Origin of the sequence: Staphylococcus sp. LCT-H4 (assembly GCF_001866145.1) — a bacterium.
Lineage (GTDB): Bacteria > Bacillota > Bacilli > Staphylococcales > Staphylococcaceae > Staphylococcus > Staphylococcus succinus.
Genome location: NZ_MODY01000003.1, coordinates 262641 through 276020 on the forward strand (window position 1 = coordinate 262641; position 13380 = coordinate 276020).

Genomic DNA, 13380 nt, shown 5'->3' on the forward strand with positions numbered 1-13380 from the left:
CCCTAAATAATTAACATTGCATCTCCAAAACTAAAGAATCTATATTCAGCCTCTACAGCTTGTTGATATGCATTGATTATAAAATCTCTTGTACTAAAAGCTGAAACTAGCATAACTAATGTCGATTTGGGTAAATGGAAGTTAGTAATCAAACCATCTATTGCCTTATACTCAAATCCAGGGAAGATAAATATATCAGTCCATCCACTTTTAGCCACAAATTGATCATTGGATTGCATAATTGTTTCTAATGTTCGAGTTGACGTGGTACCAACCGAGATGATTCTTTTCCCATTTGCTTTCGTTTCATTTAATAATTTCGCTGTATCTTCATCCATTTGATAGTATTCACTATGCATTTCGTGGTCGTCAATATTATCAACGCTTACAGGTCTAAAGGTACCTAATCCAACATGCAAGGTTATAAAAGCAATATGAATACCTTTAGCTTTAATTTGATTTAACAAATCATCTGTAAAATGTAATCCTGCTGTTGGTGCAGCTGCAGATCCAGTTGCCTTAGCATATACTGTTTGATAACGATCAGGATCGTCTAAACGTTCTTTAATATATGGTGGTAAAGGCATTTCTCCAAGTTCATCTAAACGCTCTTGCAAGATACCTTCATAATGTAATCGCATAATGCGACCACCTTGGTCTAACTCTTCAATACATTCAGCAACAATTTTGCCCTCTCCAAATGACAACTTGTTACCTATTCTAATTCTCTTGGCTGGCTTTAATAATACTTCCCAGTCATTTCCCTCTATTTGAGTAAGCATAAGCATTTCCACTTTTGCACCTGTATCTTCTTTTAAACCAAATAATCGGGCCGGCATAACTCTTGTATCATTTAGTACAAGAGTGTCACCACTTTCTAAGTGATCAATTACATTTTTAAATTGTTTATGTTCAATATTACCTGATTTTCTGCCTAGAACAAGCAATCTACTCTCATCTCTATTTTTTAAAGGCGTTTGCGCAATTAACCTTTCAGGCAAATGGTAATCAAATGCTTCAATATCCAACTTATTCCCTCTTTTCATTCTTGCTAAAATGTTCAAATGCATAAGCAGTTGCTTTACGTCCTCTTGGTGTACGTTCAATAAAGCCTTTTTGAATTAAAAATGGTTCATATACATCTTCAATGGTTACACGTTCTTCACCAATAGACACCGCAATTGTATCTAAACCAACTGGTCCACCTTTATATTGGTTGATTATGCAATTCATCATCTTATGATCGATATAGTCTAAGCCTTCATCATCTACTTGGAGTAACTGTAAAGACTGCTTTGTAGTATCAATATGGATTAAATCATCTTCTTTAACTTGTTGAAAATCTCTCACACGTTTTAGAAGACGGTTGGCAACTCTCGGAGTCCCTCGGCTACGCTTGGCTAATTCTATTGCACTATCATCATCTATAGATGTACCGAGCACTTCAGTTGTTCGTAAAATAATTTCTTTCAATTCATGTTCTTTATAGTATTCTAATCTGAGATGAACACCAAATCTATCACGCAATGGTGCAGTTAAACTCCCAGCTCTTGTTGTTGCTCCAATTAATGTGAAGGGAGGCAAATCTATACGAATACTTCTCGCTTCTTCACCTTTACCAATCACAATATCTAAAAAGAAGTCTTCCATTGCGGAATACAATACTTCTTCAACAACACTACTTAGTCTATGAATTTCATCTATAAATAAAACGTCACCCGGCTGCAAACCAGAAAGTATCGCTGCCAAATCACCTGGACGCTCTACAGATGGTCCTGAAATTGTTCTAATATTAACTTCCATCTCATTTGCAATAATATTCGATAACGTTGTCTTACCTAAGCCAGGGGGGCCAAATAATAAGACATGGTCTAACGGTTCTTGTCGAATTTTAGCCGCTTTTATAAACACTTCTAAATTCGATTTAATCGTAGATTGTCCTATATACTGACGCAACTTTGTCGGTCTCAAAGATAATTCAAATGATGATTCATCCTCATGTACAGACTGGTCTACCATTCTATCATCCATTGCCTAACCCCCTTTTTAAAAATATGAATTTTAGTTCTATGATATAAGTAATTGCAAACCTCTTTTTACAGCATCATCCACCGAATCAAACGAATCTTTATTCAATGCTTTCTCAACTTTAGTCAGTTCGCGTTTAGAGTATCCTAATGCTTCAAGCGCAAGTAATGCTTCGTTGATAATTGGCGCAGCACTGCTACTATCCACCCCTAACTCTAAAGCTTGTTTACTATCAATATCGTTAATTTGTACTTTTCCTTTAAGGTCTAATACAATTTGACGCGCTGTCTTTTTACCAATACCTGGAAACTTGGTCAAGTAAGCATCATTTTCATTTTCGATGGCAATTTTAACGTCATTAGGTGAACTACTGGCTAATATTGCTAATGCAGATTTCGGACCAATACCTGTCACTTTTATTAAACTATGGAACATATCTTTTTCTTCTTGGTTAATGAATCCATACAGTAATTGTGCATCTTCTCTTACAATAAGAGAAGTGTGAACAATGACTTCTTTATCCATGTACTTTTGAAAACGATATGAGTTTGGTGTTTGAATTTCAAAACCAACTCCCGATGCTTCAACAACGACGTGGGTTGGATTCAATTCTGTTAATGTGCCTTTGATATATGCGTACATGTCTACACTTCCTTATATAGTCATACTAATTAATTCAACTTTAGAAACATGCTCAACTTTTTTTAGTGCTTCCATTACATCATCAATTTCTAAATTTGTCCCTTTAGCATCTAACGAAAGTGTAATCGTTGCTCTACCTTCCATTGGAATACTTTGATGGATTGTCAGTACAGATAAGTTCAAATTGGATAATGTATTTAAGACACCCGCTAACATACCTACGATATCATTGACATACAATATCAATGTAAACTCCCGCGTCTCTTCCATTTTCTCATCTATGGGAAATATAGTATCACGATATTTATAAAATGCACTTCTAGATAAATCGAATTGTTTAACTGCTTCAAATATGGACAAGGAAGGATCATTTTTTAATAGGTCTTTGATTTTTAGAGTCTTTACTACAGATTCAGGTAGCACATCTTCTCTAATTAAGTAAAACTTTTTATAATCTTTTTTGTCCATCTCCAGCACTCCTATTCTACAAATTCAAATTCTCCGCCAAGTATTCTTACAATATCGCCATTTTCACAACCACGCGCTCTTAACGCTTCATCAATGCCCATAGAACGCATTTGACGTGCAAATCGGCGTACTGCAGGATCACTATTGAAGTCAGTCATTTTAAACATTCTTTCAATTGCTTTACCGCTAACAACATATGCTGCATCATCGTCTCTAGTAATAGTGAAGTTATCTTGGCTTGGTGTATGTTTATACAACACTCTATTAATGCCTAAATCTTCCTCTTCCTCTTCATCTTTACTGAAATCAATATCTTTTACTTCTTCTAATTTGTCCGCAATAGCATATAAAAGTTCATCTACATGGTCATGCATAAATGTAGAAAGTGGAATAATTTTTATACTGTCATCATTCAATTCTTCCTTAAATAATTTTAAATTATCTTCTGAATTAGGCATATCCATTTTATTTGCAACCACGATTTGTGGTCTGTCTTCTAAACGGTGTTCATATGCTTTAAGTTCGTCATTGATGATTTTGTAGTCTTCATATGGATCACGTCCTTCTGAACCACTCATATCTATCATGTGAACGATGACTTTAGTACGCTCAACATGTTTTAAAAATTGATGACCTAAGCCCACACCGTCAGATGCACCTTCGATAAGTCCAGGTAAGTCAGCCATTACGAAGCTTCGTTGGTCTTTAGTTGAAACAACACCTAAGTTGGGTTTAATAGTTGTAAAGTGGTATGCACCAATTTTAGGTTTTGCTTTAGAAACGATAGAAAGCAATGTAGATTTTCCGACACTTGGGAAACCAACTAATCCTACATCTGCTAATAATTTCAGTTCTAATGTAACATCTATTTCTTCACCTGGTTCACCATTCTCACTAAAGTCTGGTGCCGGGTTTCTTGGAGATGCAAAACGAGAGTTACCTCGACCACCTCGGCCGCCTTTAGCTACAACAGCGCGTTGACCATCTTCAACTAAATCAGCTAATACTTCTTCAGTTTCAACGCTCTTAATTATAGTGCCCGGGGGTACTTTTAAAATTAAATTTTCTGCATTTCTACCATGCATATTACTACTTTGACCAGTGTCGCCTCTTTTGGCTTTGAAATGTGTTTGGTATCTAAAGTCTAATAAAGTTCTTAAACCTTCATCAACTTCAAATATAATTGATGCACCGTCACCGCCATCGCCGCCAGCTGGACCACCGAATGGGACATATTTTTCTCTGCGGTAGGCTGTGATACCATTACCGCCATCACCTGCTTTAAGTGATATTTTAACTTGATCGACAAACATGATTTCACCTCTTTTTCTAAAATTGTTCTTAACATATCTTTTATATTATAACATTATCTTTATAACTAGAAAATAAAGACAAAAAATAAACACCAGAAGTTATAACTTCTGGTGTTAACGTTGACAAAATTACTCAGCTGCTGCGTAAACAGAAACTTGTTTTTTGTCGCGACCTTTGCGTTCGAATTTAACAACGCCGTCGATTTTAGCGAATAATGTATCGTCGCCACCACGACCTACATTTTCACCAGGATAGATTTTTGTACCACGTTGACGGTATAAAATAGAACCACCTGAAACGTATTGACCATCAGCACGTTTAGCTCCTAAACGTTTTGATTCTGAGTCACGTCCGTTTTTTGTAGAACTTATTCCTTTTTTAGATGAGAAGAATTGTAAGTTTAACTTTAACATTAGGTTGCACCTCACTTATAATTTAGTCTGATATTTTCTTTATATTCTTCTTCAATTGTTTGTAATGATACTAACATAGCTTGAAGAATTAATTGCGCTTTTTCATTGCTAGTGTCTACACTTCTGATATGAAAGTGACCACCATCATCATTATAATCGATATCTGGCTTTTCACTTGTTAATCCCATTATAGCATTAACACTACCGAATAGAACTGCAGATGCACCAGCACAAACGATATCATGTCCGTAATCACCATGGTCAGCATGGCCATCCATGATAACGTCAGTGACTTGACCGGCATCGTTCAATGTAATATCAACAGTAATCATAATTATGCGTTGATTTTGTCGATAGTTAATTTAGTATAAGGTTGACGATGACCTTTTTTACGTTTTGAGTCTTTACGACGTTTATACGTGAATACAGTGATTTTTTTACCGCGACCGTGTTTTTGAACGGTAGCAGAAACTGAAGCACCTTCAACTGTTGGCGCACCAACTTTAACTGCGTCTCCACCTACAAATAATACTTTATCAAAAGTGAATGAATCTCCTTCATTAACTTCTAATTTTTCTACGAAGATTTCTTGACCTTCTTCGACTTTAACTTGTTTTCCACCTGTTTCAATAATAGCAAACATACTTTGCACCTCCTATAATATAAGTCACGCCAAATACAGGTGACATAGATGTACTTGAACCTGAATCTGAGCGGTTGTATGTAGCTAGTAAACTACTCAACTACTGCATTTTAGCATTAGCCATTCTTACTGTCAATCTTCATTTGTACATTTTCCAAAAATTTTGTAATAACCGGAAACATAATAATAAGTAAAATAAAATTGATTATAAATGTAGGAACTAATCTAAAAATAATAAAATTAAAGAATTCAAATTGTATTAGTCCTAAAATTGCATAGATAATTGCAACATAAATTTCCAATATTAATGTACTAACTAAGATAATGATAAAAAGCATCGTCTTATCTCTATAAAATGTTTTAAAGAAATAATCCATAATGACAACGAGTAAAATATAACCAAATAAGTATAATCCATAAAAACTGCCAAAATAGAGATCTGTAATTAATCCCAGCACTACTGATAAAACCATTGCGACACCAAAGCTTCTATATACACAGACAATTAAAATATACATAAACGTTAAGTGTGGCACAAAGATAATATCCTTATCTCCTATGTGCATTGGTATAACGAGTCCAATCACGGTATCAATATAAAATAATACAATACCAATAAGAAAGTAGTATAATGCGCGCATTAATTATCCCCGCTTTCATTATTTGGTATTGTTTCAGGATTTCTTTTAGCGACATATACGTGATTTAAATCAGATAAGTTGGCTGCTGTTTTCACTCTCACTTCTTTAGATAAACCATATTGATCATTTTCAACTTTAGATACTTCACCTATGTATATACTGCTAGGAAGTTGATCAGCCAATCCACTTGTAACAACTTTATCGCCCTTTTTAACACTATTTTTGTTGCTAATATCTGCAATCACCAATTCATTATTTTTAGTATCATAATGATCTATTAAACCAAAAATATTTTTACCTTTATGTTGGATATTGACAGACAAGCGATTTGAACGCGTGTTTGTGGAAATTAAATCCACTTGTGATGAGAACTGATTCACTTTTGAAATACGACCAACTAAGCCTTCAGATGTCAACACAGCCATGTTTTTTTGGATACCATCTTTAGATCCTTGGTTAATAACTAAAGTGTTCATCCATTGGTCTGGATTTCTTGATAGGACCGTGCTAGAGATAGGTTCGAATTTAGATATATCTTCAATATCTAACTCTTTTTTGTACTTCTTATTCTCTGCTTTGAGCCTTTCATTTTCCACTTCTAATTGTTTAACCTTACTAGATTGCTCTTTAGAACTTTCTTTTGAAAAGAGTGTACCTATAGATCCTGATACAAATTGTACTGGATAACTAACCACTCTTTGTCCAAAAGCAACAGAATCTCCAACATATTGTTCCACCGGTGATTGTGTTTGCGAACGTAAAGACACGCCAATTAAGGCTATAAACACTATGATTGCACATAAAATAACAATCAATTTGTTGTTTTTAAAAAACTTTGACAACCTTAACACCTCTATTAACCAACTATTTTATGTTCTCTTATCATTTTATATTACTAATAGCCCGAAATAAAGCACGAACCCTAATAATACTCAATAAAAGATCATTTTTATTTTAAATGATCATTTTTAAAAGTAACTTCAAATTTCCAAAACGTATTTAAGGTGCAATTTGAGTTATCTGATAATTATTATAACAATATCTATAGCCAATAGTGTATTAAAAAGTATTAGTTTAACAAAACATTTATATACAATCGTTCAACTATAGTTACTACTTTGCAAAGCCTCTCATCACATTTTAATCTCTTATACATTCTTTACAATTTTTTTATTGTACTGAGAATCAATGACTCGCATTATAATTAATGGAAATAAATGACGGAAATAACTATAAAAAACGCCTCTACTCAATAGTAGAGGCGCAACCAAATTTATATTACTTTTCTTTTTCTTCAGACTTATCTGTGTCAGCTGAATCTTTAGATTCTTTTTCATCTTCTTTGTATAATTTTTCTTCTTTACGCCAACGTGCAAATAAATTTTGTGCTTTTGCTTGCTCATCCGCTTTTTTCTCGCTAGACTTTTCACTCATATTTATACACCAACCTTTAACTATTTTACTTCTCTAGGCTAACGTATTTTAATAAAGAATTCAAACGCATTACTCGTAACTTGAAGGCGGTTGTAATTCAATGTGCTGTCCTAATTGATTTAAATCTTGTTGCATCTCTATCTCAGTTTTATAAACTCTAATTGAATCTGATCCAAACTTATAAATGATAAATTCGTCGCCACGTTGCCCCGCTATATACTGATCGTTATAACCCATTCTTCCAATGCCAGAAACTGACATAAATTCTTTTTTGTTGATCCAATTAAATACGTTTTTAGTTTGGCTAAGTGGTACATTATTTAAAATATCATTTTCTTCAACCGAATATCTTTGTCCCCCTGTTAATTGTTCTCTAGGCTCAGAATTATTCATAGATGGCTCATTATTGTGTATCGGATTCCATTCTTGATCTTTTAAAAAAGGGGCATATTTAAATGCAAAAAATACAATCATTATAATTGCAATAACAGCTATAATGTTTTTAATAATTCCGAATATAAATCGCATGAACCACCCTCCTATTTCGTCATATTATATTATAAAGTGCACCTCGCTAAATATCATCAGTCTCTAGGAGTATTTAAAACATTACTATAGGCTGATGCATCTAATATATATTCATAGTACAATATCATTAAAGGGAGTGAATACACTATGAGTATATTGTTTATAATCCTACTTGCACTCTTAGTTATTTTATTATTTAGAGTAGGTTTATCAATCTTAAGATTTTTAATATATGTTGGAATCATTGTTTTATGTATATATCTAGGATATCAAGGTATCCTTTGGTTAATAGAAAATTTCAATACCTATTTCAATTTTATAAATTAAAATTTTAGCGCTTAATGACCGAGGAGTCAATTAAGCGCATTTTATTTTTTATTCTAATAAAGTAACAACATTAAATCATCTCATCCTCAAAACCTCAGTGCACTTAAAAACTTCTTAGCCTCTCAAACACTACTTTTCTATATGATTTGTTAATAGTTGATAAATATAGTAGCAACCGCTTAGTATTAACGCCCATACAATCCCAACAATAATAGCGCTTAACATATATATCCAAAATGAAGTTTCAATAGCAGTGAATATGCTAAATAATATTGCAGCAACGACCACACCAATCACTGATATCAACGTTGTAAAACCTACACGCTTTATTGTAATCTGTTGTTGTTGTTTTGTAAGTTGCATTAAATATACGATTGGTATTAATAACCCTATCAATAATATACTTCCCAATTGATGATCCTCCCTTAATTTTCACTTTAATTATACAATATATTTTGTACTTCAGAAAACACTTTCGGCAAACTACTATATATTGCATAATTGCAAATTATTCCTTAAATAGAACAATGCATATTACACTTTATTCACTAACAAACTGTTTCTTACCAACTGACATCATTATTACATTATTCAGGGTTTACAAATGCGTCCTTAATATTCGATTATATGTAAAAGGTCGAACGTTAGTTTAATATAACGTCCGATCTTTTAATAAGTATTATTTAATTTTCTTGCCTATTATAGTTATATAGTAACGATGCAATGCCTAACCCGACTAACATAAGCGTTTGCAAATATATCGCATCCCCTTCAGGTTGTATATAAATTTTAAATAAAATAAAATGAAGTAATGCAGCTAAAAAATAAACAGGTATAAAACCTTTCGAACATAATATAGAGTTGTGCATAATCAAGTACACTCCTAATCCATTTTTTGTATTTGTCCATGTACACTAATTGGTACATAAAAAATCCTATTGGAAATATAGTAATGGCAGCACCTATAAATGTAACAATGAATAAAAATACATGGGTCTATGCAATTAAATCCAAATCATCGATTATACTCACACTAACAAAATCAATTATAAATAATATATCATAACGAACAGTGTACCAACGATCAGCCCACCAATCAACGATATTAATAACCATTTCTTATCATCTCGCAACTCTTTCGCACTTTTACTATCTCGTTTCACAAAAAGTCTGTCATCCATCCATTTTACTAAAGTAAATAAGCTTGCTATGCAAATTATGATTAAAATTGCTATCAAGTACTTCATGACTCCATCATCCTTTTTATGTGAATAATAACTACTATAAACAATTTAGCCGCTGCTTATAAAGGTTATATAGCGACTTTAACTTCATATTTTCAAATCATATTAGTAGTTATCCAGAAATAAAAGTTGGTATTTTACGTACAGTTTGAAATATTCATTAGCAATACCGATCTTTCTTCTCAAGCAATATTAACGCTTCGGTTATAACATACTATGTTATAAGAACAACAGGTTAAGTAGCATGTGTTGTTCTCGTAATATATTACGAGAAAGCTCAGGATGTGCTGTGATGTGTTTATCTTTTTTATTTATCAGCTTAATCTTATCTCCTACTATTTTACTAACCATAGAAAAGTTAAAGAATACACTTTCAGATACAACCATATATTTTTGTTTAGTACTACCATTTATAAAATTTAGAAATTTTTTGGTTCCATAATTCACCCACTATATGCTAATTATTTAAAAGGCTTCATTGCTTATCTCTTCCAAGAGATGAGTAGAACCACTTCAGCCAAAATTATTAAATCAATATAGTCAATGAATAAGTATTAAAATAATTTTTCATTATTGTATATGTTATAACTCCTTTAACATAGTTACAACTTTTAATGGTTGCCCATATTCCTTATATATCACTTGCTCCTCACACTGCTTATATCCCATTGATTTATAAATATTAATATTTCTTGGTACGTTTGCGCGTACCTTACACACTATATTAGTCATACCACATTTTTGGGCACGTAGCTCCAATGATACTAATAACATTTTACTAATCCCTTCCCCTTGTCTGTCAGGAATAACAGATAAACGCGTAAAATGTATATTATTACTTATTTGCTTAAATCGAACCATCGCTACCGGTTCTTGTTTATCGTAAGCAATGAGTGCTTTTTCACCTTGTTTAAAAGCATTTAAAATCATTTTTTCCGTTTCTTGAAGTGCACTCGAAGGTAATTCACTTGCTTTATATTCTGCGAAAGCACTTTTCATAATATAATTAATTAGTGCTACATCCATGCTTGTGGCTACTTTAATTTCCATTTAACCCCTTCTCACAAATAATTTTTCTTACGATAATAGTATTTTCTGATGTTGCTATTTATTTAATATAAAATATATCACCACAGTTTAAATGATTATCTCTTGTAGACCTGTATTGAAAGTTTAGCTTTTCTGCTAATTTAATGGAAGCTACATTGTTTTTATCCGTTCTTATGATAAATTTTGACTTATCATCTACATTTGATTTTAACCAGTCAATTATTTTATTCATAGCTTCATAAGCTAATCCTTCCCCTGTATAATTAGGACATATACGATAATAAACATTTAAAAATATATCGCCAAAATACTCTTTCTTTATAGCTCCTCCGCTCCCCAATACATTTCCATTACATCTATCTATAAAAATAAAATACCATAATTATTTTCATCCCAATATCTAATCCAATTCCGTATCATTTGATTTGTATCTTCAATTGTTAAATGTCTAGTTAGTGGTGTGAATTGTGTAGCAATTAGATCTGAATGTATATTAAAAAGTTCATCAGCATATTTTAAATCAGGCTTTACCATTATAAGTCGTTTAGTCATTAGCATCTAATCACTCCTATATTGATATTCTATATAAACGCAAAATTTCGGCCAACAACATATGAATTAAAATTAAAATTCACATATCTATATTATTTTCAAAAATCACTACACTTTTATCCCACAGATCAATACGTCAGCGAATTAATCATTGTTCATAAGATTCACATTCATTCCTAATAGATTACTCGTTGATTTCATTTTCCTATACTACACTTTTCAGAATTATCTCGTACACTTCTATTTCAACACAAAATAAGTCGCATTTTTTGTATGTTTACTTTAAATTATTATTTAGAAAATAGAGTTCATTTACTTTTATTAAATCGACATCGTATGTTAAATCGACAAAATATTTAGTTTGCCAACATTGCGTATGATATGCTGTTTTATTTAAATCGGTTTCCCATGAAGGATAAAGACGCATCGCCATTTTACCTTTTTTATCTTGTGAACTTACAATGCCGTGCTCTATTAATACACTTTTTGGAAAAACAAACTGTCCTTTGTAATGACCATCACTGACATTGACCACTAACCTATCTTGAAACGATTGATAAGTAAACGGCTCATTCATGTTTGCATTATTTTTTCTCCAAACAGCTATAAAATACCCCTTCTTTTTAGGTGTCTTTTTTGCTAATCTACTTTTTACATTTGTGTTTCCGTAGCATAAATTAATTGCCTCATAATCCTTATTCCATAATTCCACTTCAACATTTGTAATTTTCATATTGTCCATGGAATCTGAAATCATCTCAAATATTTTCAGTGATTGATATGCTTCAAACGCTTTAATAAGAACCCCCCCCCCTATAATCATTCCTTTTTTATTCCCTATCATTAACAAAAACTATATACTAATGCTTTCACTTATTAAGAAAGATGCCATCGTAATTGTTATTAATGTATAAAATCACAAAAAAGCTATAAGTATATATTACTTATAGCTTATCCTATTATTTTGAGCATTTCTATTATCTTCATTTTTTAAGATTTAAATACTTATTCAGTTTTCAACTATTAGTCTTTCTTAACTTCTTCTACCGTTTCTTCCACTTCTTTACGAGACATCTTTTCGCGCCCATCTCTCATAGCTTTTAGAGATTTATGTGCAAGTGCTAAAGGTAAACGACAGAAAAGTATAATACTTCTCTTATTAATCGCCTTCATATATTCATCAGCTTTTGCCAAGTTTTGCTCAGCATAATCAAATAAATCTGCGCGTGTCCAACCATCTGGTACGAAATTCACGCCACGTTCTTCTAAATCTTCTTTCTCATTTCTTAAAATATTCACGGCCTGAAGCCCACGCCCATAACCAATGGCTAAATCTCGGTCAGTCTTGATGCCAGCACAAAACTCCCATAATTCTGAAAGCATTACTCCAACAAGTCCTGCAACGTAATATGTATAATCATCTAAATCTTCTCGAGTATGGACCTCCCAATTTGCTTTTGCCCATTTCGCCATCCCGAATGCCATTTCACTAGAAGCATCCGTAACAATTGGTAATGTACTATTTGGACATGCATCTAACCAATCACCTAAACGCACAGTAACTTCAGGCATCATTTCTTTTATTGGTCCAAGTATTCGGAAGTATTCTGTTTCATCAAAAGGTTTCTTTAATAGATCGCTCACTTGCATTAAGATCGTATATTTCACATCATTTTCAACTTCTTCGTGATCTTCGATTTCATCTATCGCTCTCATTACTAAGTAACCACATACCACCGTATGTTTTAATTCTTTTTCTAAAAAAGTAATTGGAATATAAAATGTACGGCTTGTTTCTTTTAACACGCGCATTGCATCCTTTGGGAATTTCTTATCTGTCATTTTAATCTTTCCCTCCCTTTCTTAAAATACTATCACATTATTAAAAAATAAAACATTATTCCAAAGTACAAACATCTATACTAAACAGAAATAAGTCATAAATGACTTTATAGATACAGAAAAACCACATCCATTTAGTTAAAATGGTTGTGGTTACTTACATAATAAAAGGTTTTAACATCTATATTGTTTAATGTTTTCTAAATTTAAGTCATAAAAGAACATTTAATTTTTATTTTGAAATGAGCTTATCA

At 32.4% G+C, this 13380-nt stretch carries 20 protein-coding genes and 1 other annotated feature; of the genes, 1 reads left to right on the plus strand and 19 read right to left on the minus strand.

Going from position 1 to position 13380, the window contains the following annotated elements:
- Positions 1 to 2 precede the first annotated feature (2 nt).
- The 12 genes from queA to BK821_RS10250 form a co-directional block, all read right to left on the minus strand.
- Positions 3 to 1028 (minus strand): tRNA preQ1(34) S-adenosylmethionine ribosyltransferase-isomerase QueA, encoded by a 1026-nt coding sequence (gene queA, locus BK821_RS10200; protein ID WP_046836630.1) that lies wholly within the window; start codon positions 1026 to 1028, stop codon positions 3 to 5.
- Position 1029: 1 nt separating this feature from the next.
- On the minus strand, positions 1030 to 2031 hold the full coding sequence (ruvB, locus tag BK821_RS10205; protein ID WP_046836631.1) for a Holliday junction branch migration DNA helicase RuvB: 1002 nt from the start codon (positions 2029 to 2031) through the stop codon (positions 1030 to 1032).
- A 36-nt stretch (positions 2032 to 2067) separates the two neighbouring features.
- The gene (gene ruvA, locus BK821_RS10210) at positions 2068 to 2670 is read right to left on the minus strand and encodes a Holliday junction branch migration protein RuvA (protein ID WP_046836632.1); all 603 of its coding nucleotides are present in this window, start codon (positions 2668 to 2670) and stop codon (positions 2068 to 2070) included.
- Positions 2671 to 2682: 12 nt separating this feature from the next.
- Positions 2683 to 3138 (minus strand): ACT domain-containing protein, encoded by a 456-nt coding sequence (locus BK821_RS10215; RefSeq protein WP_046836633.1) that lies wholly within the window; start codon positions 3136 to 3138, stop codon positions 2683 to 2685.
- An 11-nt stretch (positions 3139 to 3149) separates the two neighbouring features.
- Positions 3150 to 4451 carry a GTPase ObgE gene (gene obgE, locus BK821_RS10220; RefSeq protein WP_071331630.1) on the minus strand — a complete coding sequence of 434 codons (1302 nt, stop codon included), beginning with the start codon at positions 4449 to 4451 and terminating at the stop codon, positions 3150 to 3152.
- Between the two features lie 129 nt (positions 4452 to 4580).
- Positions 4581 to 4865: a 50S ribosomal protein L27 gene (gene rpmA, locus BK821_RS10225; RefSeq protein WP_046836635.1), complete on the minus strand. Its 285-nt coding sequence runs from the start codon at positions 4863 to 4865 to the stop codon at positions 4581 to 4583.
- Positions 4866 to 4876: 11 nt separating this feature from the next.
- Positions 4877 to 5197: a ribosomal-processing cysteine protease Prp gene (locus BK821_RS10230; RefSeq protein WP_046836636.1), complete on the minus strand. Its 321-nt coding sequence runs from the start codon at positions 5195 to 5197 to the stop codon at positions 4877 to 4879.
- A 2-nt stretch (positions 5198 to 5199) separates the two neighbouring features.
- Positions 5200 to 5508 (minus strand): 50S ribosomal protein L21, encoded by a 309-nt coding sequence (gene rplU / locus BK821_RS10235; protein ID WP_046836637.1) that lies wholly within the window; start codon positions 5506 to 5508, stop codon positions 5200 to 5202.
- Positions 5509 to 5520: 12 nt separating this feature from the next.
- Positions 5521 to 5594 (minus strand) — a sequence feature (ribosomal protein L21 leader region).
- A 30-nt stretch (positions 5595 to 5624) separates the two neighbouring features.
- Positions 5625 to 6149, minus strand: coding sequence for a rod shape-determining protein MreD (gene mreD / locus BK821_RS10240; RefSeq protein WP_046836638.1), 525 nt, complete (start codon positions 6147 to 6149; stop codon positions 5625 to 5627).
- Positions 6149 to 6991, minus strand: coding sequence for a rod shape-determining protein MreC (mreC, locus tag BK821_RS10245; protein ID WP_046836639.1), 843 nt, complete (start codon positions 6989 to 6991; stop codon positions 6149 to 6151). The genes mreD and mreC overlap by 1 nt, the downstream gene beginning before the upstream one ends.
- Before the next feature lie 436 nt (positions 6992 to 7427).
- Positions 7428 to 7583 (minus strand): hypothetical protein, encoded by a 156-nt coding sequence (locus tag BK821_RS13360; RefSeq protein WP_101117425.1) that lies wholly within the window; start codon positions 7581 to 7583, stop codon positions 7428 to 7430.
- 69 nt (positions 7584 to 7652) lie between these two features.
- Entirely contained in the window at positions 7653 to 8111 is a 459-nt protein-coding gene (locus BK821_RS10250) for a DUF4930 family protein (protein WP_046836640.1), read from the minus strand.
- A gap of 147 nt (positions 8112 to 8258) precedes the next feature.
- On the opposite strand from BK821_RS10250, the gene BK821_RS13250 reads away from it, so the two are divergent.
- Complete coding sequence (locus tag BK821_RS13250) at positions 8259 to 8438, plus strand: hypothetical protein (protein WP_073504264.1); 180 nt, start codon at positions 8259 to 8261, stop codon at positions 8436 to 8438.
- A 129-nt stretch (positions 8439 to 8567) separates the two neighbouring features.
- On the opposite strand, the gene BK821_RS10255 is transcribed toward BK821_RS13250, so the two are convergent.
- From BK821_RS10255 to BK821_RS10285, 7 genes are all read right to left on the minus strand, one after another.
- A complete protein-coding gene (locus BK821_RS10255) occupies positions 8568 to 8849 on the minus strand; it encodes a hypothetical protein (RefSeq protein ID WP_046836641.1) in 282 nt (93 codons plus the stop codon).
- Between the two features lie 635 nt (positions 8850 to 9484).
- Entirely contained in the window at positions 9485 to 9685 is a 201-nt protein-coding gene (locus tag BK821_RS10265; RefSeq protein WP_046836642.1) for a hypothetical protein, read from the minus strand.
- Positions 9686 to 10264: 579 nt separating this feature from the next.
- Positions 10265 to 10732 (minus strand): GNAT family N-acetyltransferase, encoded by a 468-nt coding sequence (locus BK821_RS10270; protein WP_071331632.1) that lies wholly within the window; start codon positions 10730 to 10732, stop codon positions 10265 to 10267.
- Positions 10733 to 10790: 58 nt separating this feature from the next.
- Positions 10791 to 11102: a GNAT family N-acetyltransferase gene (locus BK821_RS13725; RefSeq protein ID WP_083390169.1), complete on the minus strand. Its 312-nt coding sequence runs from the start codon at positions 11100 to 11102 to the stop codon at positions 10791 to 10793.
- Positions 11093 to 11290 carry a hypothetical protein gene (locus BK821_RS13260; protein WP_083390170.1) on the minus strand — a complete coding sequence of 66 codons (198 nt, stop codon included), beginning with the start codon at positions 11288 to 11290 and terminating at the stop codon, positions 11093 to 11095. Before BK821_RS13260 ends, BK821_RS13725 begins: the two co-directional genes overlap by 10 nt.
- Before the next feature lie 271 nt (positions 11291 to 11561).
- Entirely contained in the window at positions 11562 to 12128 is a 567-nt protein-coding gene (locus tag BK821_RS10280) for a MepB family protein (protein WP_256201629.1), read from the minus strand.
- 179 nt (positions 12129 to 12307) lie between these two features.
- Positions 12308 to 13126 carry a squalene/phytoene synthase family protein gene (locus tag BK821_RS10285; protein WP_046836646.1) on the minus strand — a complete coding sequence of 273 codons (819 nt, stop codon included), beginning with the start codon at positions 13124 to 13126 and terminating at the stop codon, positions 12308 to 12310.
- Positions 13127 to 13380 lie beyond the last annotated feature (254 nt).